Here is a 25,204-nt window from a genome sequence, read left to right as displayed (position 1 = left end):
CGAGACCTCCGAGATCCCGGCCGCCTCCTCGACGCATGGCCTGCGCACGCGAAAGCTGCTTCAGGACCCCATCGTGCCGATGCTGTTGCGCATGGCCTGGCCGAACATCCTGATCATGCTGGCACAGGCTGCGACCGGCCTCATCGAGACCTGGTGGATCTCCCGCCTCGGCACGGACGCGCTCGCCGGCATGGCGTTGGCCTTCCCGCCGATCATGCTGATGCAGATGATCTCCGCGGGCGCGATGGGCGGCGGCATCTCGTCGGCCGTAGCGCGGGCGCTCGGTGCCGGCCGTCGCGACGAGGCCGACGCCGTCGTGCTGCATGCGATCGTGATCAATCTCGCGCTTGGGCTGTTCTTCTCGGTCGTGATGCTGGCTTTCGGCCGGCCGATCTATCGGGCGCTCGGCGGCACCGGCGGCGAACTCGAGGCAGCGCTCGCCTATTCCAATATCGTCTTCGCCGGCAACGCCATCCTCTGGATCATGAACGGCCTCGCCAGCGTCGTTCGCGGCACCGGCAACATGCTGGTGCCGGCGCTGGTGATCTGCGTCGGCGTGGTGCTGCTGGTGCCGCTCTCGCCATTGCTGATCTTCGGCTGGGGGCCGGTCCCGGCCCTCGGTATCGCGGGTGGCGGCACGGCCCTCGTCCTTTTCTATCTCGGCGGCGCGGCGACGCTTGCCTGGTATGTGCTCTCCGGCCGCAACCTTGCGCGTTTCAGGTGGGTTCGATTGCGCTGGAAAGCCTTCGCCGACATCCTCCGCATCGGCGCGGTCGGTTCGGTGACCTCGCTGCTCACCAATGTCGTGATCGCCACGTCGACAGCGATGGTCGCCGGCGCCGCAGGCGTCGAGGCGGTCGCTGGCTTCGGCACCGGCGCCAGACTGGAATATCTGCTGATCCCACTGGTCTTCGGCCTGGGCGCACCGCTCGTGGCGCTGGTCGGCACCAATATTGGCGCCGGCCAGCACGAGCGCGCGCTTCGTATCGCGCTGATCGGCGGAGCTATCGCCTTCACCATGACGGAGCTGATCGGCCTGACGGCCGCAATTTGGCCCGGTGTCTGGCTGTCGCTGTTCACCGCGGAACCCGGCGCGATAGCGGCCGGTAGCCAATATCTCAGGTTCGTCGGTCCCGCCTACGGCTTTTTCGGCCTCGGCCTCGTGCTCTATTTCGCCTCCCAGGGCGCCGGGCAATTGTTCTGGCCTCTGGCCGCGGGCTTCGTCCGCTTTGCCATCGCGCTCGGCGGAGGCTGGCTGGCGCTATACCTGACCGGATCGCTCAAGGCCCTATTCGCGGCGCTTGGCATCGCGCTTTTCGTCTATGGCGTAACGCTGCTGCTCGCGGTGAGGTCGGGCGTGTGGTTCCGCAAGCCGGAATGATACAAACGCCTGGAGATGTCGTGAGCCAGGCGTCATCTCTCGTTTTCGGTCGGGCCTGACCCTGCGGCCCCGGATGGTGATGCCTGGCGGCGCGACTGCGGTCGATGCCGTCTCGGTCCAGCGGCTGTATTGGCGAAATATCAATAGTCGAGACGCCATTGCTTACTGGCCGGGAAGCATGCGGCTGCTTGAGACGACGGGGACAGGTATGGGCGCGTTGTTTCGACTGAGGGACCTGGCGATCAAGGCTCTGGTGCGGAGCCAGTGGAAAAGCCTGCGCTCGACCTCGCCTCGCCTCGCCGTGGTGCCGCACGAGCATGTCGGCCTGGCCGTCCTCACCAACGGGCTCTATGAGCGCGAGGAACTCGACTGCCTCAGCCAGATGATCAGGGCGCAAGGGCTAGCGGACGGAATCTGCCTCGATATCGGAGCCAATATCGGCAATCACGCCGTGATCTGGTCGCGGCTGTTCGAGACCGTTCTCTGCTTCGAGCCCAATCCGCAGATGGGTGCGATCCTGCGGGCCAATCTCGCGCTCAACGATTGCGGGAATGTCCACGTCATCGAGGTCGGGCTGGGGCCGGACGATGCCGAACTGCCGTTCTCCTTCCACGAGGAGGGCAATGACGGTACCGGCACCTTCGCCAAGGGCATGGGCGATCGCAGCTTGCCCGTGCGACATGGTGACCGCCTGATCGATACGCTCGAGCTCGGTGGCACCGCCATCACCTTCGTCAAATGCGATGTCGAAGGCTTCGAGCGTTCCGTGTTCGAAGGTTTGGCCGAGACGCTCAGGCGCCATCGCCCGGTGATCGTGTTCGAGAGCAATTCAGCGCAGGTCGGCGAGCAGAGCTGGGATCTTCTGCGCAGCGTCGGCTATGACCAGCTTTATGCCCTGCAACATACGGCGCAGTCGGCGTCGCCGTTCCTGCGCGAGGTGACCCGTCTTTTCCAGGGGCACCGATGCTGGCTCGAGCCGGTCCAGGCGCCCCCCGCTCATGCCGTCAATCTGGTCGTCTCCGCCCGGCCGCTGATCTAATTTCAGGCCGCCGCCGCCAAAGCCGCTCCATAGCTGCGCAGCAAAATCTCGACATGGCGGGCGAGTGTCGGCGGGTTGGCCCAATAGGCTTGATGGGCGGAAAGGCCGAGCCGGGCCGCCAAGGCGCCGTCAGTCAGCGCAGCGAGGGACATGGTCAACGCCGCCGGTTCGGCAGCGTCCAGGACAAGTCCGTCAATGCCATCCCGGACCCGGCTCGTGGCGCCGGTCGTCCTGGGCAAAATGGCGGGAACGCCCTGCGCCATCGCCTCGATGACGGTGAGCGGGCCCGTCTCGTACCAGAGCGACGGCGCGACCAGGCAGCGGGCCGCCCGCAGCTCGGTAAGCACTGCACCGGAATCGAGCCAGCCCGTGATCTCTGCGGCGGGATTGAGACCTGCGATCGCTGCCTTGATCTCCTCGTCACCATCGCCGACGAGACGCAAGGGGACGCCGGCGGCGCGAGCGGCCTCGGCCAGAAGCAGCACGCCCTTCTCTTGCGTGAGCCGCCCGATGAAGACGGCATGCCGGTTCTGCGCCACATCCGCCGGCTCGCGCTTCTCCGCCTCCATCATGTTCTCGACCACGACATGGCGCGCCTGCCTCGGCAGGAACGGCTCGGCGAAGCGGCGGGCGAAATCGCTGACATGGATGAAGAGCGGCGCTTTCAGCTTGCGCATGGCCTCGTCGGAGCGCCATTGCCGGGCGACGCGGACGAGCTTGTGGACATAGGACGCGCGGTCGCAATTGGCCGTGACGCAGCCGACCGACATCGGCTTCAGCTTGCAGGGCGCATTGGCCTTGAAATCGAAATAGCCGCCGACCGGACAGAACGAGAAATAGTCGTGCATGGTGATCGCGACCGGCAGCCCGCTCTCGCCTGCCGCGGCGATCGCGGCCGGGCTGAACGCCTTGGTCCACTGATGCAGGTGCACGAGCGTCTCGCCGCGCGGCTGGCGCGCCAGGAGCTCTGTCAGGAAGGCATGGGCCGGCGCGTTCCAGATGCCCTGGCGCGCGGCCGCGAGCTTGCCGCCGACCTGCCAGATCTCCTCGCCCGGAAACATCTCGACCTGGATGCGGGAATGGTTCAGCCGATCCGAGACGGGCCCGATGGCGCAGGCGAAGACGACATCGACGCCCGCCTCCGCCAGGCCGCGCGCACTCTCGATCGCGACCTTGGCGGCGCCGCCGTTGACCGAACCGAAATCGCTGACGATGACGCTGCGCATGGATGAGCCTCCGCTCCCCTTCTAGGGCGCAAAGGTTGATATTCTGCTTGGCTGAAGCCTTCTCAGCGCAGCGCGAGAACGGCGAAGCCGATCAGCGCGATCGCGGCGGCGAACCACCACAATCGGCGAGAATGACTGGGCGCGCCAAAGACCGGGCCCGAGAACGCCGGCATGTCTTCATGGCCGAAGGATTCTCCGGCAAGACGGGCGGCACGCTCCAGCCCGGCCAATTTCATCCTCGGAACTGACGAACGCGGCGCCACGGCAATCTCCCCCTCGGAGCTTCGGACAGCTTGCGCCGATCCGCAAGACGCCGAATCTCGACATCGTCAGTCTTCGCCAAGCCGCGTTAACGCCGCATGAACCATGCCGGCGCGACCGTGACCTGCCAGCGGGGGCGTGACGATCGGGCGACGATCTGGTGAGAACAGTGCCGTCAAAGCGATTATCGCGCTTGTCCGGAGCGATGTTCGATATATGTCTGGGGCACGCGCGCCCTGGGGCGGCGCCGGCCCGCGAGCCGGCCACCCGGCCGCGTCGGGATTGCGCTAATCTAGAGCGCCAGCGAATCAGGTGATCGGCGAAGGTAATGACGGAGAATGGCGATCTTTTTGGTGAGGGCAGCGGCGCGCGGCCGCAGCACCAGCCCGAGCCGCCGCCAGCAAAGCGCGTGACGGCCGCGGCCGGCAAGCTCGCGCCGCAGCCGGGCCCGGCCTCCGCCCCCCGCAACGGCACCTTGTCCGAGGCCGGCTACGACGCCTCCGCCATCGAGGTGCTGGAGGGCCTGGAGCCCGTCCGGCGCCGGCCCGGCATGTATATCGGCGGCACCGACGAGCGCGCGCTGCATCACCTCTTCGCCGAGGTCATCGACAATGCCATGGACGAGGCCGTTGCCGGTCACGCCACCTTCATCGATGTCGAGCTGTTCGAGGACGGCTCGCTCGCGGTCACCGATAATGGCCGCGGCATCCCGGTCGATCCGCATCCGAAATTCCCGGGCAAGTCGGCACTCGAAGTCATCATGACGACGCTGCATGCCGGCGGAAAATTCGACTCGAAGGCCTACGAGACCTCCGGCGGGCTGCACGGTGTCGGTGTCTCGGTCGTCAACGCGCTGTCGGACCGGCTCGAGGTCGAGGTCGCGCGCGGCCAGGTGCTCTACCGACAGGTCTTTTCGCGCGGCTTGCCGCAAGGCCCGCTGGAGACGGTCGGGCGCGTCGCCAACCGGCGCGGTACCCGCGTCCGCTTCCATCCCGACGCGCAGATCTTCGGCGAGGGCGCGCATCTTTCCCCTGCCCGCCTGTTCCGCATGGCGCGCTCCAAGGCCTATCTCTTCGGCGGCGTCGAGATCCGCTGGACCTGCCCGCAATCGCTGCTCAAGCCGGAAGGCGATGTCGCGGCTGAGGCAGTGTTCCGTTTCCCGGGCGGCCTGCGCGACTATCTCGCCCGCGAGATCGAGGGCAAGGACCTGGTCGCCGAGCCGATTTTCTCGGGCAAGATCACCAAGGAGGGCAGCCACGGCTCGCTCGAATGGGCGATCGCCTGGCTCGCCACCGGCGAGGACGGGTTCAGCTCCTCCTATTGCAACACCATTCCGACCTCCGAGGGCGGCACGCATGAGCAGGGCCTGCGCGTCGCGCTGCTGCGCGGCTTGCGCGACCATGCCGAGCGCATCGGCCAGTCCAAGCGCATGGCGCAGGTCACCTCCGACGACGTGATGGCGACCTGCGCGGCGATGCTCTCCGTCTTCATCCGCGAGCCCGAATTCCAGGGCCAGACCAAGGACAAGCTGGCGACACTGGAAGCCGCGCGCATCGTCGAGAACGCCGTGCGCGACGCCTTCGACCATTGGCTCGCGGCCGCGCCGCAGCAGGCGCTGCGCCTGCTCGACTGGTCGGTCGACAGGGCCGAGGAGCGCCTGCGCCGCCGGCTCGAGAAGGAGGTCTCGCGCAAGACCGCGACACGCAAGCTCCGCCTGCCCGGCAAGCTCGCCGATTGCAGCAATGCCGGCGCGGCCGGGTCCGAGCTCTTCATCGTCGAGGGCGATTCCGCCGGCGGCTCGGCCAAGCAGGCGCGCAATCGTGCGACGCAGGCGATCCTGCCCTTGCGCGGCAAGATCCTGAACGTCGCCAACGCGACGCGCGAGAAGCTGAACCAGAACCAGCAGCTCGCCGACCTGATCCTAGCGCTCGGCTGCGGCATCGGCAGCCAGTTCCGCGAGGATGACCTGCGCTACGAGAAGATCATCGTGATGACCGACGCGGATGTCGACGGTGCCCATATCGCCTCGCTGCTCGTCACCTTCTTCTGGCGCCAGACGCCGCGCCTGATCGAGAAGGGCCATCTCTATCTCGCCGTGCCGCCGCTCTACCGGCTCCAGCACGGCGGCAAGAGCGTCTACGCCCGCAACGACGCCCACAAGGACGAGCTCATCGCCAGCGTCTTCAAGGGCAAGAAGCCGGAGATCAGCCGCTTCAAGGGCCTGGGCGAAATGATGCCGGCCCAGCTCAAGGAAACCACGATGGACCCGGCCAAGCGCATCCTGCTCAAGGTCATGGTCGACAACGAGATGCGCGACGAAACCGCCGACACCGTCGAGCGGCTGATGGGCAACAAGCCTGAAGCGCGCTTCCTGTTCATCCAGGAACGTGCCGCCTTCGCCGGCGAGCTGATCGACCTTTAGGCGGCTGCATCGGGAGTCCGGCAGCACAGGTAAGGTTTCGCGCTCGCCGGCAAGCATTCGCTAACCATCTTTTTACCGCAGGCGTGCAATGTCGATGCATGGGCGCATTCGCGCCCGATCGGTTGGGGGCATCCCGTGCGGCTCATCAAGCTCTTCTGGAGAAACGAACGCGGCAGCATGGTCGCCGATGTCGCCAAGGCCGGGGCGGCCATCGCCTTCCTCTCGGTCATCGCCGCCAATTTCGTCTCGACCCAGACGGCGCATCTCGACACTGAGCGCCTGAGTCAGGTCGCCTCCGCCGCCTCGAAGGGACAGGCCTTCGACCCGCTGGTCACCGGATCGATCCGCAAGAGCGCCAACGAGACCCGGCTCGACCCCTGCGCCGCACCGCGCTGATCAGTCGCCGAGCCAGGCGAGCAGTTCCCGCGTCACCTGCTCCGGAGCCTCGATCGTCGAGAGATGCCCGCAAGCGGGGACCGTCACCAGCCGGGCGTTCGCCCCGATTCCCGCCGCCATCTCCTGCGCCTCACCCGGCGGCGTGATCAGGTCCTCCTCACCGACCAGGACGAGCACCGGTACATTGATCGCCCCCAGGCCCGGCCGCGAATCCGGCCGCCCCATGATCGCGCGCTGCTGGCGGACGAAGCCGTCGGCCCCGATATCCTCAGCCATCTGCCGCACCAGCAGGCGGAGGGGCTCGTCGGTCAGCCGCGCGGGCGCGACCAGGCGCTGCCAAAGCAATGTCGTGACATTGTCGAACGCCCCCTTCCCCGCCAGGTCGATCATCTGCTCGCGCGGCGCGTTGGTTTCGGGCGTCGCCGGCTTCGCGCTGGTGTCGAGCAAGGCAAGCCGTGTCACACGCTCGGGCGCCTGTCGCATGATCTCGAAGGCGGCATAGCCACCCATAGACAGGCCACAGAGCGCGAAACGCTCCGGCGCCACGGCGAGCACACGCCGTGCGATCGCCGCCAATGTCTCGTCGCGCGCGTGGTCGGCGACCACGATTTGCCGCCCCGGCGCGAGCACCGGCCATTGCGGACTGTAGAGCGCGGCAGTGCAACTCAGCCCCGGAATCAGCACAAGCGGCTCGCTCATCGCAACCATGTCCTCAGTTCTCGCCTCATTTGTTGACTTTCCTGCGCTATTTCTGCATTGCACAGGGGTCCGAAGGCGCGCTGGAAAGAGAAGTCGCGCCACCGTCGCGGTTGATAGGTCATCCCGCCACGTGTCACCGACCCTGAAGAAGCGCAACCCTCGATGTCTTTTGCCGAACTCGGCCTCAGCGATAAAGTTCTGACGGCGGTCACCACCGCAGGCTATTCCACGCCGACCCCCATCCAGGCCCAGGCCATCCCGCAAGTCCTCGCGCGCCGCGACGTTCTCGGCATCGCGCAGACGGGCACGGGCAAGACCGCGGCCTTCACCTTGCCGATGCTCACCATCCTGGAGAGCGGCCGGGCTCGGGCCAGGATGCCCCGCACCCTGATCCTGGAGCCGACGCGCGAGCTTGCCGCGCAGGTCGAGGAGAACTTCACCCGCTACGGCGCCGGCCAGAAGCTCTCCGTCGCGCTGCTGATCGGCGGCGTTTCCTTCGGCGACCAGGATGCCAAGATCACGCGCGGCGTCGATGTCCTGATCGCCACGCCCGGCCGCCTGCTCGACCATGTCGAGCGCGGCAAGCTGCTGCTCACCGGCGTCGAGCTGCTCGTCATCGACGAGGCGGACCGGATGCTCGACATGGGCTTCATTCCGGATATCGAGCGCGTCTGCAAGCTCGTGCCCTTCACGCGGCAGACCCTGTTCTTCACGGCGACGATGCCGCCGGAAATCACCCGGATCAGCGAGCAGTTCCTGCACAACCCGGTGCGGATCGAGGTCTCGCGACCGGCGACGGCGGCCACGACCATCACCCAGCGCCTGATCGCCTCCAATAGCCAGGATTTCGAGAAGCGCGACACGTTGCGCCGGCTGATCAGGGACGCCAAGGACCTGCAGAACGCCATCGTCTTCTGCAACCGCAAGCGCGATGTAGCAACGCTCCACAAGTCCCTGCAGAAGCACGGTTTGCCGGCCGTCGCCCTGCATGGCGACATGGACCAGTATGCCCGCATGGCGGCGCTCGAATCCTTCCGCACCGGTGAGAACCCGATCCTGGTGGCCAGCGACGTCGCCGCGCGCGGGCTCGACATTCCCGCTGTCAGCCATGTCTTCAATTTCGACGTTCCGACCCATGCCGAGGATTATATCCACCGCATCGGCCGCACCGGCCGCGCCGGGCGTGAGGGCGCGTCCTTCACGATCGTCACCCGCCATGACGACAAGCTCGTCGCCGCGATCGAGAAGCTGACCGGCCAGGCCATCGCCTGGGACGGGCCCGGGCTCGACGCCCTGCCTCCGGGCGAACCGCGCGAAGAGCGCCGCGGACGCCGCGATGGCGCCCGCCCGGCGCGCAACGGCCGCGGACGGCCCGAGCGTGCGCCGCGCGCCGAGCCGGCCGAGACGGCGTCGGCCTCGCCCGACCGGGCGCCCGCCGAGTCGCGTCGGCGTGGCACGGACGGCCCGATCAAAACCCGTATTCGTCATGCCCCCGAGCCGCATGCGGCGAAGCCGGCGCGCGCGCAGGAGCCGCGCCGCGACGACGATGACCGCGAGCCGAAGGTCAAGGGCCTGGGAGATCACGTCCCCGCCTTCCTCCTGCGTCCCGTCAAGACCGGCTGACGCAAGGGCATAACCCTATCTTAACCCCGTTCGGCCATTCTCCCGGAGTGGCTCAGGGCTTCCCGCCGCCACGCGCGGGCGCTTGCCGCCGTCACGACGGACAGGATGTCCCGCTTTGATTTCACAATCGAGATCGGCTCGCCGTTCCGGTGTGCTGGCCTCGATCGGGTCGGGCGACGGCGATGAGCGAACCAGCACAGAAATCCCACCCGACTTTCGATCTCGCCGACCGCGTCGTCGCGGCGATGCGCCAGCATGGTTCGCCCAGCTATCCGCGGGCCTTCGAGGTCTGGTACGCTCATCTGAGCGGCGAAATGCCGGCGATCAGCATGGCGATGAACGCGATCATCGCCGGGAGCGACGGAAAGGTCGGGGTCGCCGACGTCGACAGCCTCTATGACCGCTTCATCGGCAGCGAACACCTCGCCCGCCAGGCCGAGCGCACCAGCCTTCAGGTCCTCGGCGAGATCGACGGCCTGATGTCCCTGGTCAATCAGGCGCTGGATTCCAGCGAGCGCTATCATGGCCGTCTCACGGCCATGTCGGACGAGGTTCCACCGACCGCCGACCGGCAGCGCCTGCGCGAATGGGTCGAGGCGCTGGTGATGTCGACCCGGGAAGAGGTAGTGCGCAAGACCCAGCTCGAATCGCAGCTCCGCGACAGCTCGAACGAGATCCGGCATTTGCGCGAGGCGCTGGAATCGACCCGCGCCGAAGCCTTGACCGACCCGCTGACCGGGCTCGCCAACCGGCGCCATTTCGAGGAGATGCTGCAGAAGACGATCGACCAGTCGACCTTGCGGCGCGAGCCCTTCGCCCTCGTCATGGCCGATATCGACTTCTTCAAGACCTTCAACGACGCGCATGGCCATTTGACCGGCGATCAGGTGCTGCGGCTCGTCGCGCGCACGATGAAGGACAAGTTCAAGGACAAGGCGGTGATATCCCGCTTCGGCGGCGAGGAATTCGCGATCATCCTGCCCGAGGCCGATATCGTTGCCGGCAAGTTCGGCGCCGAGACGGTGCGGCAGGCCTTGCTGACGCGCGAATTGATCAAGCGCTCGACCAACGAGAATCTCGGCCGCATCACCATTTCGCTCGGGGTTTCGGCCTATCGCCGGGGCGATACGGCGGGCTCCATCGTCGACCGGGCCGACCAGGCCCTGATGCAGGCCAAGCGCGACGGCCGCAACCGCACGGTCACCGAAGAGACGCTCGAGGCGACGAGCCGCGTCGCCTGAGCGTTTTTGCAGCCCGCGCCGCCTCGAGCGCGAGCCCTGTCCAGCGCCGCAGCTCCTCGCCGTCGTCGAATGCCGCCTCGGGCAGGCGCCAATAGCCGGTCTCGCGCTCCCGGCTGCGCGCCGCATAGGTGAAGGGCACGCTGCCGGCCTCCGCGAAGAGCGAGCGCGTCTGCCCGGATGTCTTGAGATAGACCTCGCCGTCGAAGACGATCGCGAAGATCAGCTCGCCGTCATAGACGCCGAGCCCGCCGAACATGCGCTTCGTCCGGACCGGCAGGACGGGAGCGAACAGCTCGACGACCGCATCGGCACGCATCGGCGCCTACTGCGCCGCGAGCGCATCCTCGGCACGCGGCTTGATCTCGACCGATTCGCCGCAGCCGCAGGCCGAGACCTGGTTCGGGTTGTTGAAGACGAAGGTCGAGGAGAAACGGTCGGTCTTGAAATCGAGCTCGGTGCCGAGCAGGAAGAGCACGGCCTTGCCGTCGACGACCACGGTCGCATCCTTCTCGGTGACGACCTCGTCGCCCTTGTTGGTCTCGCGTGCGACCTCGAAGGTGTATTCCATTCCGGCGCAGCCGCCCTTCTTCACGCCGACCCGCAAGCCGAGCGCCGGCGCCTCGGGATTCTCCCGCGCCGATTGCGCCATGATCTCGCGAATGCGCACCGCTGCCGCGTCCGTCAGCGACACGACCTTCAGGCCCGGAATCGAAAACATCCTCGTCCCTCCTCGATCGGGTTCAAGGCCCGATGAAACAGGATTGCAGCCCACAACATAAGGATTGGTGAGCGCAACGTCGAGGTGCTGCAGTGCAAAGGCGCCATTTCCCCGCGCGCATTGCATGACGAGCCGGCTCATGCACTGTGGCGTTCCCGACCAAACGGCTCAGAGACATGACCTATCGCCTGCATCGCCCGGAAGCACTCGACGCCCTCGTTCGCGAGATGATCACGAAAGCCGGCTGGACGGAAAAACAGGCGCAGGAGACCGCCTATCACCTGGTGCTGGCCAATCTCAGCGGCCATGACAGCCATGGCATCGGCATGCTGCCGCTCTATTTCAATGCGCTGGCGGACGGGAATCTGAAGCCGGGCTCGACACCGTCGACCAAGCTCGACGCCGCTCCGTTCCTGATCATCGACGGCCAGGTCGCGCTCGGCCAGCCGACGGCGCGCGACGCGGTCGAGCGCGCAGCGTCCATGGCGAAAGCCGGCGGGGTCTCGATCGTCAATCTGCTGGACGCCCACCATATCGGCCGCATCGGGCACTATGCCGAGATCGCGGCCGAGGCGGGGCTGATCTCGTTCTTCTGGGTCAATGTCGCCGGCCGTGCGCCGATCGTCGCACCCTACGCCGCCAAGCAGGCGCGCTTCGGCACCAATCCGCATGCGATCGGCATCCCGGTTCCCGATGGCGAACCGATCATCCTCGACTTCGCCACCAGTCGCATGGCGCATGGCAAGGCCCGGGTCGCGCTCAACAAGGGCGAGCAGGTTCCTCCGGGCTATATCATCGACGGCGAGGGCCGGCCGACGACCGATCCGGCACATGTCTTCCAGCACGCAATCCCGGACCTGCCGCTCGGTGCGCTGCTGCCCTTCGGGGACCACAAGGGGGCCGGCCTCTCGCTGATCGCCGAACTGCTCTCCGCGGGGCTGATGGGCGCGGCCCGCATCGACCAGAAGCCGCAAAAGAGCTGGATCATCAACTCCCTGTTCGGCGTTCTGATCGATCCGTCCCGGCTCGAGCCCGACGCGACCCTGCGCAAGAGCCGGACCGAGAGCTATCTTGCCTTCGTCCGGGCCGCCAAGCCGCAGGATCCGGCCCAGCCGGTGCTTGCGCCCGGCGACAAGGAACGCGCCGTCCGGGCCGAGCGCGGCAAGGCCGGCATCCCGCTCGACGACGAGACCTGGTCGCAGATCAAGGCCGCCGCTGCCCGCTACGGCATCGACGCGGAGAGCTTCTGAGCATCAGTCCGGGCCACGCCGATGACGTTGGACGACTATAACGGGTTCTGCGCCTCGTTGCCCTCGACGAGCCATGTCGTGCAATGGGGCGGCGCCCATGTCTGGAAGGTCGGCGGCAAGGTTTTTGCGATCGCAGGCTGGAGCGTAGGCGACGGACTCGCCGTCACCTTCAAATGCTCCGAGATGGCCTTTGAGATCCTGAAGGAGCAGCCCGGCCTGCGGCCCGCTCCCTACCTCGCATCCCGCGGCATGACCTGGATCCAGCGCCGCAGCGACGAGAGCATGCCGGAAGAGGCGCTTCAGGACTATCTGCGCGAAAGCCACCGCCTGATCGCGTCGAAGCTGCCGAAGAAGCTCCGCGCAGAGCTGGGGCTCGGTGCCTGAGGGATAGCCGGCAGCGCTAAAGCAGCGCCTCGCCGCGCAGCACCGGGACGCAGCCGCCGCCGACTGTCGCGCGGATGCCGTCCTCGCCGCGCCTTGCCGTCAGCTTCAGCAGGCTGGGCCGCCCCATCTCGACGCCCTGGGTGAGCTCGAAGCGCGCTTCGTCACCGCCGTCGAGCGACAGGAGCAGCGCCGCCAGCGTGGCGCTGGCCGAGCCCGTCGCCGGATCCTCCCATGTGCCGGCAAGCGGAGCGAACATGCGGGCGCGGATGCGTGCTCCGTCGCGGGCATAGAGGAACAGCGACAGCCGCCTCTCCAGCGCCGGATGGGCGGCCTCGATCGCGCGGAAGGCCACGACATCCGGGAGCGCCTGCGCCAATGCCTCCGCCTTCACCTCAGCCAGCACGAATGGCACGCCGACCGACGCCTGCAACGGCTTGTGAGCCCCGGTCGCCATATCGTCAGGCGCGAGCCCGGCACAGGCGGCGATACCCTCCACCGAGAGCTGGATACCGATCGAGAGCGGCTGCGGCGCTGCGATGGTCGCGCCCGTCACCGTACCCTTCCCGTCTCGCTCCACCTTGACCTCGACGAGCCCGGCGATCTCCTCGAACAGCAGGACCCCGTCCCTATCGCGGCCCTGGCGCGCCAGCACGCAGGCCGTGCCGACATTGGGATGACCGGCGAAGGGCATTTCCGCGGTGCGATGAAAGATGCGGACCCGGGCCGTATGAGCCGGGTTCTCCGGCGGCAGGACGAAGGTCGTCTCGCTGAGATTCATCTCGGCCGCGAGGGCCTGCATCTCGGCATCCGACATGCCGCGCGCGTCGGTGAAGACGGCGAGCGGGTTGCCGCCGAAGCGGCGGTCGGTGAAGACATCGACGGTTTCGAACGCATAGGACGGCATGACAAGCTCCGTGCGGCGTTGGCGGAAGCCGCCCCGCGCCTTTGATGCCACCGATCGGCACGCCTCGGAAATGAACAAACGGAATGCGATCGATCATCGCCGGGCGGCGGCTCATTGCCACCGCGCGAGGTCTCAGGCACGCGTCACTCCGCGACCTCGTCATAGCTCAGGCTCCAGCCGTCGCCCTGCAACCAGAGCCGCTCAGCGGCCGCCTCGTCCAACAGCAGGCTCCGCACGAATTCCGCGCCGCCGCGATCGAACGCAGCGCAGAGCGCCTCGTGCTCCTCTTTCGTGCCGCTGAGCGCGCCTTCGGCGCAGACGAAGAAGGCCGCACCCAGCCAGGAGACGGCGAAGCCGCCTCCACGCCGCTCGATCCTGTAGCCTGCGCCGCGCAAGGAATGCCGCCCCCTGCCCCGCGTCTGAACCGGCCCCGGTACGCCGAGCGGAAAGATCAGGCGTCCACCCGCCCTCAGCCGCTCGAGCCATGCCGCGGCGGGGCGCACGACGGAAAAATTGACATAGATGCAATCGGCGGACTCGCGCGGCCAATCCGCCCCGTCACCCTGCACGACCGTGACATTCGGCAGGTCCCGCAGATTGGCTTTGGCCTGAGCGGCGAGCGCCGGATCGAACTCCACCGCGACGACATGCCCCTCGGCTCCCACGAGCCGCGCCAGGATCGCGCTGTAATAGCCCGTCCCGGCTCCGATATGCACGGCCCGCTCGCCCGCGCGAGGCGCCAGCGCGTTCAGCCAATGCGCATGCAGCGAGGGGCTGCCATTGTTGACCCCACGCTCCGGCGCAAGCGCGATCAGCACGTCCTGATAGAGCACGACGGGATCGCTCGATGTCAGCGCCGAATAACCGCCGCCTTTGGACATCTGCCAGGGCGGCGGACCAACGAAGCGTTCGCGCGCAATCGTGGCGAAGGCGCCTTCGAGCTCGGGATTGCCGGAGACGCCGACGCTGGCCAGCATCTGCCTGGCATAGGCGCGCCGAACGACGGCGAGTTCCCGTTCGTTCGCGCTCCGCGTTCCGGTCACGGAAGAGGCGCCAGCCTCACCACATGTCGAGCGCGACCCTGGCCTCGTCGGACATCCGCGACTGGTCCCAGGGCGGGTCGAAGGTCATGTTCACCGTCACGCCCGCGATGCCGGGCACCGTGCTGACGGCGTTCTCGACCCAGCCCGGCATCTCGCGGGCGACGGGGCAGCCTGGCGCGGTCAGCGTCATGTCGATCGCAACCTGCCGGTCATCGGCGATGTCGACGCGGTAGATCAGCCCGAGCTCGTAGATATCGGCCGGGATCTCCGGGTCGTAGACCGTCTTCAGCGCCGCGACGATATCGTCGGTCAGCCGGTCGATCTCCTCCGGCGGCAAGCCCGCGCTCGCTCCCATGCTGGGGGCGTTCGGCTTCAGCTCTTCGGTAGCGCTCTCGCTCATCGCAACAATCCCGTTCAGGCGAAAAGGCTCTCGGCCTTCCGCAACGACTCGACCAAGCTATCGACCTCTTCCAGCGTGTTGTAGAGGCCGAAGGAGGCGCGGCAGGTCGACGTCACTCCATATCGTGCCAGAAGCGGCATCGCGCAATGGGTTCCGGCCCGGACCGCGACGCCGGCGCGATCTATGACGGTCGCGACATCATGCGCATGCGCGCCCTTCATCTCGAAGGAGACGATGGCTCCCTGCAGCTTTGCAGCCCCGAAGATGCGGATCGAGTTCATCTCGCCGAGCCGCTGGCGCGCATAGGCGCCGAGCTTGGCTTCATGCGCGGCGATGTTCTCGCGGCCCAGCGCCATCATGTAGTCGAGCGCTGCGCCCAGCCCCACCGCCTCGACGATCGCCGGCGTGCCGGCCTCGAAACGATGCGGCGGGTCGTTATAGGTGATCGCATCCTCGCTGACGGTGACGATCATCTCGCCGCCGCCCTCGTAGGGAGGCAGCTTCTCGAGCCATTCGCGCTTGCCCCAGAGCACGCCGGAGCCGGTCGGCCCATAGGTCTTGTGGCCGGTGAAGCAGTAGAAATCGCAACCCAGCGCCTGGACGTCGACCGGCAGATGCACGGCGCCCTGGCTGCCATCGACCACGAGCGGGATCTTGTAGGCCCGGCAAATGGCGGCAATCTCGGCGATCGGCACGATCGTGCCGATGGCGTTCGACATCTGGGTCAGCGCCACGATCTTGGTGCGCGGCGAGATCAGCTTCTCGAATTCCTCGACGAGGAAATTGCCGTCCTCGTCGATCGGCGCCCATTTGAGCACCGCGCCATGCCGCTCGCGCCAATAGTGCCAGGGCACGATGTTGGAGTGATGCTCCAGCACGGAGAGGATGATCTCGTCGCCCTCCTGGATGCCGAGATGGCGGCCGAGTGAGGAGGCGACCAGGTTCAGCGAGCCCGTGGAGGAGCGCGTGAAGACGATCTCCTCGAGATGCGCGGCGTTCAGGAAGCGCCGCGCGCTCTCGCGAGCCGCCTCATAGGCCTCGGTCGAGGCATTGGCGAGGTAATGCAGCCCGCGATGGACATTGGCGTAGTCCTCGCGCATCAGCCGGGTCATCGCATCGATGACGACGTTCGGTTTCTGGGCGGAGGCCGCATTGTCGAGATAGACCAGCGGTTTGCCGTAGACCTCTCGCGCCAGGATCGGGAAATCCCGCCGGATCGTCGCGACGTCATAGGGCTTCACCGGGGCGTTCATGGTCATGCCTTTCCGGGTTCGCGCGGCTTGTCGATGAGCTCGCCGGCATGGCCCCAGTCCTCGCGCTCGATCTCCTGGATCACGATATGCGTGTTGGCGGGGTTCTTTCCGAGCACGCGCACCAGCGTCGCAGTGAAATCGCGGACGATTTCGGCCTTCTGGTCACGCGTCGCGCCCTTGGTGATCTGGAGATTGATGTAGGGCATCAGACGGTTCCCTTGTCGGCGGGCGCCTCGCGTGTCGCCAGCCAATTCTCCACCTCGCCCATGACGAGCGCACGCAGCCCCTCGTCGGCGACGAATTCGACCGCCTCGCCGGCGAAGGCCTGCAGGACCAGCGCCTCGGCCTGCGGCCGCGGCAGGCCGCGCGCCATCAGGTAGAAGAGCTGGTCGCCGTCGATCTGGGCCACCGTCGCGCCATGGCCGCAGACGACGTCGTCGGCGAAGATCTCGAGCTCCGGCTTGTTGAACATCACCGCGCCGTCATTCAGCAGCAGCGTGTTGCTCCTCATGCCGCCATCGGTCTTCTGCGCATGCGGGCGCACGATGACCTTGCCCTGGAAGACACCGGTGCCCTCGCCGCCGATGATCGACTTGAACAGCTCGCGGCTGGTGCCATGCGGCACCTCGTGGTCCATCACCAGCGTGACGTCGGAATGTTCCTGCCCGCCGAGCAGGTTGACGCCGCGCAGGCCGATCTCGGTGTGCTCACCGGCATAGCGCACGAAATGCTGCTGGCGAACGGTGCCGGCCTTGCAGACCAGCGCGAAGGAATCGAACTTCGCATGCGCGCCGACCGTCGCGAGCAGGCTCAGCACCTGCACGCTCTCGGCCGCCTGGCGGGTGACGATGCGGACATGCTGGATCTCGCTCTCGTCGCCGGTCTCGAAGACGATGGAGCTATTGATCTGCGCGGCCTTTGCGCCGGCGCTTTCGCTGATCTCGACGATCGAGCCCTTGGCGCCCTTGCCGGCGAGCACGACGGAGCGGCTGAAGATCGCGCGCTCCTCGTCGCCCGAGGCGATCGAGATGATGGAAACCGGAGCGGCAAGCTCGATCCCCGCGGCGATCTCGATCATGACGCCGTCGCGCATCAGCGCGGTGTTCAGCATCAGGCCGGCATCGCCCTCGGCGACGCCGGGACCGGCCAGGATCCGCGTCAGGTCCTCGCGCTGCGAGACCAGCGCGTCGGCCAGCGACTGGATTGTGACGCCATCGGGCAAGGCATCGAGGTCGGACAGGTCGGCAGAGAAGGCGCCGTCGACCAGGACGAGCTTGAGCCCGTCGAGCTTGAGCGCCGCGACACGCTCGCGCACGGCCTGCGACTCGGCGCTTCCCACCGCCAGTGGGTTCGCCTCGCGCAGCAGCATGCGCAGGTCGGTATAGCGCCAGGATTCGAGACGGCGATGCGGCAGGCCCTTGGCCTCGAAGCCGGCAAACGCGTCCTCACGCAGCTTGCGGACCGCGACGCCGCCGGGCAGTTCCGCCTTCACATTGGCGAACTGCTGGGCGAGGGCCTGCTCTGCCGCCGTCTTCAGCGGGGTGACGATGGCCATCAGGCAGCCTCCCCATAGGCGGAATAGCCGCTCTTCTCGAGCTCGTGCGCCAGCTCCTTGCCGCCGGTGCGGACGATGCGGCCCTTGGCCATGACATGCACGGTGTCGGGCACGATATGGTCGAGCAGGCGCTGATAGTGGGTGATCACCAGGAAGCCGCGGTTCTTGTCGCGGAGCGCGTTGACGCCCTCGGCGACGATGCGCAGCGCGTCGATGTCGAGGCCGGAATCGGTCTCGTCGAGAATGCACATGGATGGCGTCAGCAACGCCATCTGCAGGATCTCCATGCGCTTCTTCTCGCCGCCGGAGAAGCCGACATTGAGCGGGCGACGCAGCATTTCACGATTGATGCCAAGGCCATCGGCAGCTGCGTTGACGCGCTTGATGAACTCGGGCGTCAGCAGCTCGTCCTCGCCGCGCGCCTTGCGCTGCGCGTTCATCGCCGCCTTGAGGAAGGTCATGGTGGCGACGCCCGGGATCTCCAGCGGATACTGGAAGGCCAGGAAGATGCCGGCGGCAGCGCGCTGATCGGCCTCCATCTCCAGCACGTTCTCGCCGTTGAGCAGGATCTCGCCGTCGAGGACCTCATAGTCCTCCTTGCCGGCGATGACATAGGACAGGGTCGACTTGCCGGAGCCGTTCGGCCCCATGATCGCGGCGACCTCGCCGTCCTTCACGGTGAGGTTCAGGCCATTGAGGATCTGGGTGTCCTCGTCGGCGATCTTGACGGTCAGATTGCGAATTTCGAGCATTGTTGGGACCTTAAAACCAGTGTTGGTGCATGGCCTTCAAAAAGGCCGGATCAGCTACGGGAAATCCGGACTTGCCTCCGATCAGAGAATCGATGCCGCAACGAGGGCAGATCGCCGTCTGATTGTTGTCCGTCCATTGCCGAATTTCGGCTGGGTCGATGATCTCCGCGCAGTAAAAGCATCCACAGACCTCGCTTTGAGAAACTTCAATGCGATGACGGCGGCAATGTTTGTGAGCGTTCACCAGGGTATCGAGATCGAACATCTCCCGATCACCCGACACTTCCTTCCAGGGAAATGGTGATCAGCTTCTGCGCCTCGACGGCGAACTCCATCGGGAGCTGCTGCAGCACCTCCTTGACGAAGCCGTTGACGATCAGCGCCACTGCCTCCTCCTCGGAGAGGCCGCGCTGCTGGCAATAGAACATCTGGTCCTCGCCGATCTTCGACGTGGTCGCCTCATGCTCGAACACTGCCGTCGCGGTCTTGGCCTCGATATAGGGGATGGTGTGGGCGCCGCACTGGTCGCCGATCAGGAGCGAGTCGCAATTGGTGAAGTTGCGGGCGCCGGTCGCCTTGCGATGGGCCGAAACCATGCCGCGATAGGTCGAGTCGGACTTTCCGGCCGCGATGCCCTTGGCGATGATCTTCGAGGTCGTGTTCTTGCCGAGATGCAGCATCTTGGTGCCGCTATCGACCTGCTGCATGCCGTTCGAGACCGCGATCGAGTAGAACTCGCCGCGCGAGCCGTCGCCGCGCAGGATGCAGGACGGGTATTTCCAGGTGATCGCCGAGCCGGTCTCGACCTGCGTCCACGAGATCTTCGAGTTCTTGCCGCGGCAGTCGCCGCGCTTGGTCACGAAGTTGTAGATGCCGCCCTTGCCCTCGGCGTCGCCGGGGAACCAGTTCTGCACCGTCGAGTACTTGATCTCGGCATCGTCGAGCGCGATCAGCTCGACCACCGCGGCGTGGAGCTGGTTCTCGTCGCGCTTGGGCGCCGTGCAGCCTTCGAGATAGCTCACATAGGCACCGTCGTCGGCGATGATCAGCGTGCGCTCGAACTGGCCGGTATTCTGCTCGTTGATGCGGAAATAGGTCGACAGCTCCATCGGGCAGCGCACGCCCTTGGGGATGTAGACGAAGGAGCCGTCGGTGAAGACGGCGCTGTTCAGCGTCGCGAAATAATTGTCGGTCACCGGCACGACGGTGGCGAGGTACTTGCGCACCAGATCCGGATGCTCCTGGATCGCCTCCGAGATCGAGCAGAAGATCACGCCGGCCTCGGCCAGCTCCTTCTTGAAGGTGGTGACGACCGAGACGGAGTCGAACACGGCATCGACCGCGACACGGTTCTGCGGCTCGACGCCGGCCAGGATTTCCTGCTCGCGCAGCGGGATGCCGAGTTTCTTGTAGGTCTCCAGGATCGCCGGATCGACCTCGTCGAGCGATTTCGGCGAGGCGCCCTTCTTCGGCGCGGCGTAGTAGTAGAGGTCCTGGTAGTTGATCGGCGGGTATTGCACGCGCGACCAGGTCGGCTCGGTCATGGTCTTCCAGCGACGGAAGGCGTCGAGCCGCCATTCCAGCATCCATTCAGGCTCGTTCTTGCGCGCCGAGATGTAGCGCACCGTATCCTCGGTCAGGCCCTTGGCGGGCTTGTCCATCTCGATATCGGTGATGAAGCCGTATTTGTATTCGGTCACGTCGATCGACTTGACCTGTTCGATGGTCTCCTGGACCGCTGCCATATTCAGTCTCCAGTCGCGGGTTCAAGGCCCGCCGGTTCTCTCAAGGTTAGTCGCCGGAAGATCAGGCCGCCGCCTGTCTCTCCCGACCGGTCGTCACGGCCAGCGCCTTCGCGTAGGCCGCGAGAAATTTCGTGATGTCCGCCCCGGAGGTGGTCCATCCCAGGCTCGCCCGCAAGGCCCCCGCGCTCATGGCAGGGTCGACGCCCATGGCGTCGAGCACATGCGAGCGCTTGACCTTGCCCGACGAGCAGGCCGAGCCGGACGAGAGCGCTATGCCAGCGAGATCAAGCATGATCAACGCCGTTTCCGCCTTGATCCCCGGCGTAGCGAAGGCGCTGGTATTCGGCAGGCGCGGAGCGGAGCTGCCGAAGATCGCCGTTCCCGGTGCAAGCGCCAGGATCCCGGCCTCCATCGCGTCGCGAAGGCCTGCGAGCCTCGCCGTCTCGGTATCGAGCACCCGGCCCGCGATCTCGGCCGCGAGGCCAAAGCCGACGATACCGGGGACGTTCTCGGTTCCCGCCCGCCAGCCACGTTCCTGCCCGCCGCCACGGATCGGCTTGTCGGCGAGCTCATAGGCACCGCTGCGGAAAACAATGGCGCCGACGCCCTTGGGCCCGCCGATCTTGTGCGCAGAGAGCGTCAGAACATCCGCCCCCAGGGCCTTGATATCGATCGCGATCTTGCCTGCGGCCTGAACCGCGTCGCAATGCAGGAGCGCGCCATGTCGCCGGGCGATGGCCGCAGCCTCGGCGATCGGCTGGATCACTCCGGTCTCGTTATTGGCGAGATGCAGCGAAACCAGCGCCCGCCCCCCGGGGCGCTCGACGGCGAGCCGTTCCAGCCGCGCCTCCAGCCAGGCGAGATCGGCGAGGCCGTCCGCATCGACCGGAACGATTTCGGCCCGCTCTGCGAAACGGTGCCCATCGCGCACGCAGGCATGCTCGGTCGCCCCGTAGAGCAGGAGCGAACTCGGCACCCGCACGCAATCGCGCCCGCCGCTGCATTCCATCAGGCCCGGCGAAAGCACCGTCGAGGCAGACTCGGTGCCGCCGCTGGTGAAGACGATATCGGCGGCCCTGGCGCCGCAAAGGGTGGCAACCTGCTCGCGCGCCGTCTCGATCGCAGCGCGGGCCGCCCTGCCCTCGCCATGCACGGAAGACGGGTTGCCCGGCATGCCGAGCGCCGCCAGCATCACATCGACCACCTCAGGACGCACGGGCGTCGTGGCGTTATGGTCGAGATAGGAGCGGGCCAACCCGGTCACGTCTGCGAAGCTCCGTTCCAGGGGCGGGTTCCGGCCGGCACGAAATGCTTGAAATCGCACCCCTGCACCGTGCTATAGCCGCCCATCCAACCGGCCGTGCTCCCGGACAAAAGGCTCGCCAGAATGGCAAACCGATAGTTTGTTCCGGTATTGTTCACGGCTGTTAGAACTATTCTAAGCGCTTGATGTAGGGCGCGAGCGGCGGGTCCGTCAAGGGCGGCAGGGCAATTTGGTCGGCAATTCGCCGCCGATTTCCCGGTCGCGCATGGCCCTGCCTCAACAAAAGGCGAGTGTGAGATGCCCGAGGTTATTTTCAACGGACCGGCCGGCCGGATCGAAGGCCGTTACCAGCCCGCCAAGAAGAAGGGCGCCCCGCTCGCCATCATCCTGCACCCGCACCCGCAATTCGGCGGGACGATGAACAACCAGATCGTCTACAACCTGTTCTACACCTTCGTGAACCGGGGTTTTTCGGCGCTGCGCTTCAATTTCCGCGGCGTCGGGCGGAGCCAGGGCCATTTCGACCATGGTGCCGGCGAGCTTTCGGACGCCGCCGCGGCGCTCGACTGGATGCAGGCGCTCAATCCCGAGGCCAAGAGCTGCTGGATCACCGGCGTCTCCTTCGGCGCCTGGATCGGCATGCAGCTCCTGATGCGCCGCCCCGAGATCGAGGGCTTCATGTCGATCGCGGCAATGGCCAACCGCTACGACTTCTCCTTCCTGGCGCCCTGCCCCTCCTCCGGCCTGTTCGTGCATGGCTCGGAAGACCGCGTCGCGCCGGTCAAGGAGGTCATGGCGGTGATCGAAAAGGTGAAGACCCAGAAGGGCATCCAGATCGAGCACGCCGTGGTCGAGGGCGCGAACCATTTCTTCGACGGTCGCGTGGACCAGCTCATGGAGGCGGTCAGCGCCTATCTCGACCGCAATGTCGGCCCCGAGATCACCAAGGCCGAGCAGGAGCAGGCCTGATATCGGAAGATCATCAAACCGGGGCGGCGACGTCCCGGTTCTGGTTGATCACGGGCAGTGCAAGGCATGCCGCCCGGGCCTCCGCCAGCGCCCAGTCGCGAAACAAAATTATCTTGCGCTCGCGCCGGCGCTCCCGCGGATAGACGATCCAATAAGCCCACTCGTCACGCACCGCGTGATCGCTGGCGAAGACCAGATGCCCCGCCGCGATGTCGTAGGCGAAGAGCTCTGGAATCGCCATCGCGACGCCATGGCCGCGCAGCGCGGCCTGGACGCTCATGGCCTGCATCTGCAACGTCATCGTCGCCCGCCCGTCGAGCTGCGGATCGTCGATCCCGGCAGCGGCGAACCAGCGTTTCCACCATGGGTCGTTGGCGCTGAGCAGCGGCGCGCGGAGCAGGTCCGCTGGCTCACGCAGGTTCAAGGTTTTCTGCAGGTCCGGCGAACAGAGCGGCGCATGGTGGCAGGCAAACAGCCTCTCGGCCACGAGCCCCGGCCACTCCCCTTTGCCGTAGCGCAAGGCCAGATCGACCGATTCCGTTGCGAAATCGACCAGATGTTCCGACGTGCTGACCCGCACGTCGAGATCCGGATTTGCGTCATGGAACTGCGCGAGCCGCGGCGCTAGCCAGGTGATCGCCATCGTCTGCAGGGCCGAGATCGTCAGGACTGTCTGACTTTGCTCGCGAATCTCATGAAATGCCGTGCCGATCTCGCCGAGGGCCTTGGCCACCGGTCCGGCGAGCCGCTGGCCGAGCGCCGTCAGGGTCACTTGTCGCGGCTGCCGGATGAACAGCGCCGCGCCGACACGGTCTTCAAGCTGCCGGATCTGATAGCTCACGGCAGCCTGCGTCATGCCGAGCTCTTCGGCGGCACGGGTGAAGTTCTGGTGGCGCGCGGCCGCTTCGAAGACGCGTACGGCAGAGAGCGGCGGCAGCTTGTGGCGTGGCGGGGTCGCAGACATGCCGAAGCATAAGCTCTCCTTATGTCAGATCGCAATCTTCGGCTTTGTCGCGACGCCCTGCCTTGATCAGATTTGATCTCGACACGCATGGCCGCCGCCATGCCTTCTCGGGAATCCCATCATGACATGCCTATCGATCGCCCCGTCCCCTTCTGTCGAAACGCCCAGCTTCTCGGCATCGCTGAGGGCATGGCTTGCCAGATGGTGGCGGCCGGCTGCGGATCTGGGGACACCATACCTTGCGTCGTTGAGTGACCGCGATCTCCACGATCTCGGGCTCGAGCGGAATCTGATCGAGCCGCCGCGGCCGCCGCAACTTGGGGCGCGTTGGCTGCAGAACCCGCCGGCCTGAAAACCGATTCCGGATCTCGCGGCGCCAAAAAGGCGGCTCTGCACTCGCAATCTCCAACAGAAGCGCTTAGACGACGGCGGAACGAGAAACCTCAGATCGCATCCGCCGCCATGACCGCCTTCAAATCCGACCTTCTGCGCACCCTCTCCGAGCGCGGCTATGTCCACCAGATCTCCGATCCGGAGGGGCTGGACGCGGCCGCGCTGAAAGGGCCGATCAGCGCCTATATCGGCTTCGATGCGACTGCGACCTCACTTCATGCCGGCTCGCTGATCCAGATCATGATGCTGCACTGGATGCAGGAGACCGGCCACAAGCCGATCGCCCTGATGGGCGGCGGCACCTCGATGGTCGGCGACCCGTCCTTCAAGGACGAGGCCCGCAAGCTGCTGACGGTCGAGGATATCGAGCGCAACCTCGCGGGAATCCGCAAGGTCTTCGCGCGCTATCTCGATTTCGACAGCGCAGCCGGCATGGTGAACAATGCCGACTGGCTGCTCGGGCTGAACTATCTCGAGTTCCTGCGCGATGTCGGGCGGCATTTCTCGGTCAACCGCATGCTGTCCTTCGACAGCGTCAAGACGCGGCTCGACCGCGAGCAATCGCTGTCCTTCCTCGAATTCAACTACATGATCCTGCAGGCCTACGACTTCGTAGAGCTCAACAAGCGCACCGGCTGCATCCTGCAGATGGGCGGCTCCGACCAGTGGGGCAACATCGTCAACGGCATCGATCTCGGCCACCGCATGGCCGATGTGCAGCTCTACGCGCTGACCTCGCCGCTGCTGACGACGGCCTCGGGCGGCAAGATGGGCAAGACCGCCAATGGCGCGGTCTGGCTCAATGCCGACCTGATGAGCCCCTACGAATTCTGGCAGTTCTGGCGCAATACCGAGGACGCCGATGTCGAGCGCTTGCTGAAGCTCTACACCAAGCTGCCGATGAGCGAGATCGCGCGGCTGGCGGCGCTCGGCGGCTCCGAGATCAACGAGGCCAAGAAGATCCTGGCGACCGAGGTCTCGGCCCTGCTGCACGGCCGCGAGGCAGCCGAGGCAGCCGCCGAAACCGCCCGCCAGACCTTCGAGGAAGGCGCGCTCGCGGCCGACCTGCCAAGCGTCGCGCTGCCGCGCGCCACGCTTGAGGCCGGGCTCGGCGTGCTCACCGCCTTCGTCACGGCGGGCCTGGTGCCGTCCACCGGCGAAGCCCGCCGGCAGGTCAAGTCGGGCGGCCTGCGGGTCAACGATGTCGTCGTGACGGATGAGCGCGGCACGCTCCAGCCGGGCGATCTCTCGCCCGAGGGCGTGATCAAGCTCTCCTTCGGGCGCAAGAAGCACGTGCTGCTGCGGCCTGAATAGGCTGACGC

Annotated in this window: 26 protein-coding genes; 10 read left to right on the top strand and 16 right to left on the bottom strand. The window is 66.4% G+C overall.

The features are described 5' to 3' along the window. Positions 1 to 13: 13 nt before the first annotated feature. Entirely contained in the window at positions 14 to 1,381 is a 1,368-nt protein-coding gene (locus ACTIF2_RS26065; RefSeq protein ID WP_439500051.1) for an MATE family efflux transporter, read from the top strand. Positions 1,382 to 1,598: 217 nt separating this feature from the next. Then, a complete protein-coding gene (locus ACTIF2_RS26060; protein ID WP_439500048.1) occupies positions 1,599 to 2,420 on the top strand; it encodes an FkbM family methyltransferase in 822 nt (273 codons plus the stop codon). 2 nt (positions 2,421 to 2,422) lie between these two features. Here ACTIF2_RS26060 and ACTIF2_RS26055 read toward each other — a convergent pair whose 3' ends face one another. After that, entirely contained in the window at positions 2,423 to 3,646 is a 1,224-nt protein-coding gene (locus tag ACTIF2_RS26055) for a glycosyltransferase family 4 protein (RefSeq protein WP_439500047.1), read from the bottom strand. Between the two features lie 62 nt (positions 3,647 to 3,708). Next, positions 3,709 to 3,909, bottom strand: a complete 201-nt coding sequence (locus ACTIF2_RS26050) for a hypothetical protein (protein WP_439500046.1) — start codon at positions 3,907 to 3,909, stop codon at positions 3,709 to 3,711. Positions 3,910 to 4,235: 326 nt separating this feature from the next. Here ACTIF2_RS26050 and parE point away from each other — a divergent pair, with 326 nt between their 5' ends. Then, positions 4,236 to 6,329 carry a DNA topoisomerase IV subunit B gene (gene parE, locus ACTIF2_RS26045; RefSeq protein WP_439500045.1) on the top strand — a complete coding sequence of 698 codons (2,094 nt, stop codon included), beginning with the start codon at positions 4,236 to 4,238 and terminating at the stop codon, positions 6,327 to 6,329. A gap of 135 nt (positions 6,330 to 6,464) precedes the next feature. Beyond that, entirely contained in the window at positions 6,465 to 6,725 is a 261-nt protein-coding gene (locus tag ACTIF2_RS26040) for a hypothetical protein (RefSeq protein WP_439500044.1), read from the top strand. On the opposite strand, the gene ACTIF2_RS26035 is transcribed toward ACTIF2_RS26040, so the two are convergent. Further along, positions 6,726 to 7,424: an alpha/beta fold hydrolase gene (locus ACTIF2_RS26035; RefSeq protein ID WP_439500043.1), complete on the bottom strand. Its 699-nt coding sequence runs from the start codon at positions 7,422 to 7,424 to the stop codon at positions 6,726 to 6,728. It lies immediately after the preceding gene. 162 nt (positions 7,425 to 7,586) lie between these two features. On the opposite strand from ACTIF2_RS26035, the gene ACTIF2_RS26030 reads away from it, so the two are divergent. Together ACTIF2_RS26030 and ACTIF2_RS26025 are read left to right on the top strand one after the other, a co-directional pair. Next, entirely contained in the window at positions 7,587 to 9,047 is a 1,461-nt protein-coding gene (locus tag ACTIF2_RS26030; RefSeq protein ID WP_439500042.1) for a DEAD/DEAH box helicase, read from the top strand. Between the two features lie 182 nt (positions 9,048 to 9,229). After that, entirely contained in the window at positions 9,230 to 10,288 is a 1,059-nt protein-coding gene (locus tag ACTIF2_RS26025) for a GGDEF domain-containing protein (RefSeq protein ID WP_439500041.1), read from the top strand. Here ACTIF2_RS26025 and ACTIF2_RS26020 read toward each other — a convergent pair. Both ACTIF2_RS26020 and ACTIF2_RS26015 read right to left on the bottom strand, forming a co-directional pair. Further along, complete coding sequence (locus ACTIF2_RS26020; protein ID WP_439500040.1) at positions 10,248 to 10,604, bottom strand: TfoX/Sxy family protein; 357 nt, start codon at positions 10,602 to 10,604, stop codon at positions 10,248 to 10,250. The genes ACTIF2_RS26025 and ACTIF2_RS26020 overlap by 41 nt on opposite strands. Positions 10,605 to 10,610: 6 nt before the next feature. Continuing rightward, positions 10,611 to 11,006: a HesB/IscA family protein gene (locus ACTIF2_RS26015; protein WP_439500039.1), complete on the bottom strand. Its 396-nt coding sequence runs from the start codon at positions 11,004 to 11,006 to the stop codon at positions 10,611 to 10,613. A gap of 176 nt (positions 11,007 to 11,182) precedes the next feature. Between ACTIF2_RS26015 and ACTIF2_RS26010 the strand changes: the two genes are divergently transcribed. Together ACTIF2_RS26010 and ACTIF2_RS26005 are read left to right on the top strand one after the other, a co-directional pair. Then, a complete protein-coding gene (locus ACTIF2_RS26010; RefSeq protein WP_439500038.1) occupies positions 11,183 to 12,256 on the top strand; it encodes a malate/lactate/ureidoglycolate dehydrogenase in 1,074 nt (357 codons plus the stop codon). Between the two features lie 21 nt (positions 12,257 to 12,277). Next, a complete protein-coding gene (locus tag ACTIF2_RS26005) occupies positions 12,278 to 12,640 on the top strand; it encodes an MmcQ/YjbR family DNA-binding protein (protein ID WP_439500037.1) in 363 nt (120 codons plus the stop codon). Between the two features lie 16 nt (positions 12,641 to 12,656). Here the strand turns inward: ACTIF2_RS26005 and ACTIF2_RS26000 are convergent, their stop codons facing one another. From ACTIF2_RS26000 to ACTIF2_RS25955, 10 genes are all read right to left on the bottom strand, one after another. Then, positions 12,657 to 13,544 carry a PhzF family phenazine biosynthesis protein gene (locus ACTIF2_RS26000; protein ID WP_439500036.1) on the bottom strand — a complete coding sequence of 296 codons (888 nt, stop codon included), beginning with the start codon at positions 13,542 to 13,544 and terminating at the stop codon, positions 12,657 to 12,659. A gap of 143 nt (positions 13,545 to 13,687) precedes the next feature. Next, positions 13,688 to 14,521, bottom strand: a complete 834-nt coding sequence (locus ACTIF2_RS25995; RefSeq protein WP_439500050.1) for a protein-L-isoaspartate O-methyltransferase family protein — start codon at positions 14,519 to 14,521, stop codon at positions 13,688 to 13,690. An 82-nt stretch (positions 14,522 to 14,603) separates the two neighbouring features. After that, positions 14,604 to 14,987: an SUF system Fe-S cluster assembly protein gene (locus tag ACTIF2_RS25990; RefSeq protein WP_439500035.1), complete on the bottom strand. Its 384-nt coding sequence runs from the start codon at positions 14,985 to 14,987 to the stop codon at positions 14,604 to 14,606. 14 nt (positions 14,988 to 15,001) lie between these two features. Beyond that, positions 15,002 to 16,240, bottom strand: a complete 1,239-nt coding sequence (locus ACTIF2_RS25985; protein WP_439500049.1) for a cysteine desulfurase — start codon at positions 16,238 to 16,240, stop codon at positions 15,002 to 15,004. A 2-nt stretch (positions 16,241 to 16,242) separates the two neighbouring features. Continuing rightward, positions 16,243 to 16,446, bottom strand: a complete 204-nt coding sequence (locus ACTIF2_RS25980; protein WP_439500034.1) for a tautomerase family protein — start codon at positions 16,444 to 16,446, stop codon at positions 16,243 to 16,245. Continuing rightward, complete coding sequence (locus tag ACTIF2_RS25975) at positions 16,446 to 17,795, bottom strand: SufB/SufD family protein (RefSeq protein ID WP_439500033.1); 1,350 nt, start codon at positions 17,793 to 17,795, stop codon at positions 16,446 to 16,448. Before ACTIF2_RS25975 ends, ACTIF2_RS25980 begins: the two co-directional genes overlap by 1 nt. Further along, entirely contained in the window at positions 17,795 to 18,547 is a 753-nt protein-coding gene (sufC, locus tag ACTIF2_RS25970; RefSeq protein ID WP_439500032.1) for a Fe-S cluster assembly ATPase SufC, read from the bottom strand. Before sufC ends, ACTIF2_RS25975 begins: the two co-directional genes overlap by 1 nt. Positions 18,548 to 18,557: 10 nt before the next feature. Next, positions 18,558 to 18,812, bottom strand: a complete 255-nt coding sequence (locus tag ACTIF2_RS25965) for a cytoplasmic protein (RefSeq protein ID WP_439500031.1) — start codon at positions 18,810 to 18,812, stop codon at positions 18,558 to 18,560. 7 nt (positions 18,813 to 18,819) lie between these two features. Next, positions 18,820 to 20,292 carry a Fe-S cluster assembly protein SufB gene (sufB, locus tag ACTIF2_RS25960; protein WP_439500030.1) on the bottom strand — a complete coding sequence of 491 codons (1,473 nt, stop codon included), beginning with the start codon at positions 20,290 to 20,292 and terminating at the stop codon, positions 18,820 to 18,822. Between the two features lie 61 nt (positions 20,293 to 20,353). Continuing rightward, positions 20,354 to 21,556 (bottom strand): cysteine desulfurase family protein, encoded by a 1,203-nt coding sequence (locus ACTIF2_RS25955; RefSeq protein ID WP_439500029.1) that lies wholly within the window; start codon positions 21,554 to 21,556, stop codon positions 20,354 to 20,356. Positions 21,557 to 21,853: 297 nt separating this feature from the next. Here ACTIF2_RS25955 and ACTIF2_RS25950 point away from each other — a divergent pair, with 297 nt between their 5' ends. After that, positions 21,854 to 22,525 carry an alpha/beta hydrolase gene (locus ACTIF2_RS25950; protein WP_439500028.1) on the top strand — a complete coding sequence of 224 codons (672 nt, stop codon included), beginning with the start codon at positions 21,854 to 21,856 and terminating at the stop codon, positions 22,523 to 22,525. Between the two features lie 13 nt (positions 22,526 to 22,538). Here the strand turns inward: ACTIF2_RS25950 and gcvA are convergent, their stop codons facing one another. Next, positions 22,539 to 23,489 (bottom strand): transcriptional regulator GcvA, encoded by a 951-nt coding sequence (gcvA, locus tag ACTIF2_RS25945; protein WP_439500027.1) that lies wholly within the window; start codon positions 23,487 to 23,489, stop codon positions 22,539 to 22,541. 462 nt (positions 23,490 to 23,951) lie between these two features. Between gcvA and tyrS the strand changes: the two genes are divergently transcribed. Continuing rightward, positions 23,952 to 25,196: a tyrosine--tRNA ligase gene (gene tyrS, locus ACTIF2_RS25940; protein WP_439500026.1), complete on the top strand. Its 1,245-nt coding sequence runs from the start codon at positions 23,952 to 23,954 to the stop codon at positions 25,194 to 25,196. Positions 25,197 to 25,204: the final 8 nt, after the last annotated feature.

Source organism: Allobosea sp., from assembly GCF_051860145.1.
Taxonomy (GTDB): domain Bacteria; phylum Pseudomonadota; class Alphaproteobacteria; order Rhizobiales; family Beijerinckiaceae; genus Allobosea.
Note: the sequence above shows the minus strand (reverse complement) of the source record. Positions and strands in the feature narration are given on the sequence as shown.

Coding starts and splice junctions, on each gene's coding strand:
- ACTIF2_RS26055 (WP_439500047.1), bottom strand. CDS start 3,646: ATGCGCAGCGTCATCGTCAGCGATTTCGGTTCGGTCAACGGCGGCGCC.
- parE (WP_439500045.1), top strand. CDS start 4,236: ATGACGGAGAATGGCGATCTTTTTGGTGAGGGCAGCGGCGCGCGGCCG.
- ACTIF2_RS26035 (WP_439500043.1), bottom strand. CDS start 7,424: ATGAGCGAGCCGCTTGTGCTGATTCCGGGGCTGAGTTGCACTGCCGCG.
- ACTIF2_RS26030 (WP_439500042.1), top strand. CDS start 7,587: ATGTCTTTTGCCGAACTCGGCCTCAGCGATAAAGTTCTGACGGCGGTC.
- ACTIF2_RS26025 (WP_439500041.1), top strand. CDS start 9,230: ATGAGCGAACCAGCACAGAAATCCCACCCGACTTTCGATCTCGCCGAC.
- ACTIF2_RS26020 (WP_439500040.1), bottom strand. CDS start 10,604: ATGCGTGCCGATGCGGTCGTCGAGCTGTTCGCTCCCGTCCTGCCGGTC.
- ACTIF2_RS26015 (WP_439500039.1), bottom strand. CDS start 11,006: ATGTTTTCGATTCCGGGCCTGAAGGTCGTGTCGCTGACGGACGCGGCA.
- ACTIF2_RS26010 (WP_439500038.1), top strand. CDS start 11,183: ATGACCTATCGCCTGCATCGCCCGGAAGCACTCGACGCCCTCGTTCGC.
- ACTIF2_RS26005 (WP_439500037.1), top strand. CDS start 12,278: ATGACGTTGGACGACTATAACGGGTTCTGCGCCTCGTTGCCCTCGACG.
- ACTIF2_RS26000 (WP_439500036.1), bottom strand. CDS start 13,544: ATGCCGTCCTATGCGTTCGAAACCGTCGATGTCTTCACCGACCGCCGC.
- ACTIF2_RS25995 (WP_439500050.1), bottom strand. CDS start 14,521: ATGCTGGCCAGCGTCGGCGTCTCCGGCAATCCCGAGCTCGAAGGCGCC.
- ACTIF2_RS25990 (WP_439500035.1), bottom strand. CDS start 14,987: ATGAGCGAGAGCGCTACCGAAGAGCTGAAGCCGAACGCCCCCAGCATG.
- ACTIF2_RS25985 (WP_439500049.1), bottom strand. CDS start 16,240: ATGAACGCCCCGGTGAAGCCCTATGACGTCGCGACGATCCGGCGGGAT.
- ACTIF2_RS25980 (WP_439500034.1), bottom strand. CDS start 16,446: ATGCCCTACATCAATCTCCAGATCACCAAGGGCGCGACGCGTGACCAG.
- ACTIF2_RS25975 (WP_439500033.1), bottom strand. CDS start 17,795: ATGGCCATCGTCACCCCGCTGAAGACGGCGGCAGAGCAGGCCCTCGCC.
- sufC (WP_439500032.1), bottom strand. CDS start 18,547: ATGCTCGAAATTCGCAATCTGACCGTCAAGATCGCCGACGAGGACACC.
- ACTIF2_RS25965 (WP_439500031.1), bottom strand. CDS start 18,812: ATGTTCGATCTCGATACCCTGGTGAACGCTCACAAACATTGCCGCCGT.
- sufB (WP_439500030.1), bottom strand. CDS start 20,292: ATGGCAGCGGTCCAGGAGACCATCGAACAGGTCAAGTCGATCGACGTG.
- ACTIF2_RS25950 (WP_439500028.1), top strand. CDS start 21,854: ATGCCCGAGGTTATTTTCAACGGACCGGCCGGCCGGATCGAAGGCCGT.
- gcvA (WP_439500027.1), bottom strand. CDS start 23,489: ATGTCTGCGACCCCGCCACGCCACAAGCTGCCGCCGCTCTCTGCCGTA.
- tyrS (WP_439500026.1), top strand. CDS start 23,952: ATGACCGCCTTCAAATCCGACCTTCTGCGCACCCTCTCCGAGCGCGGC.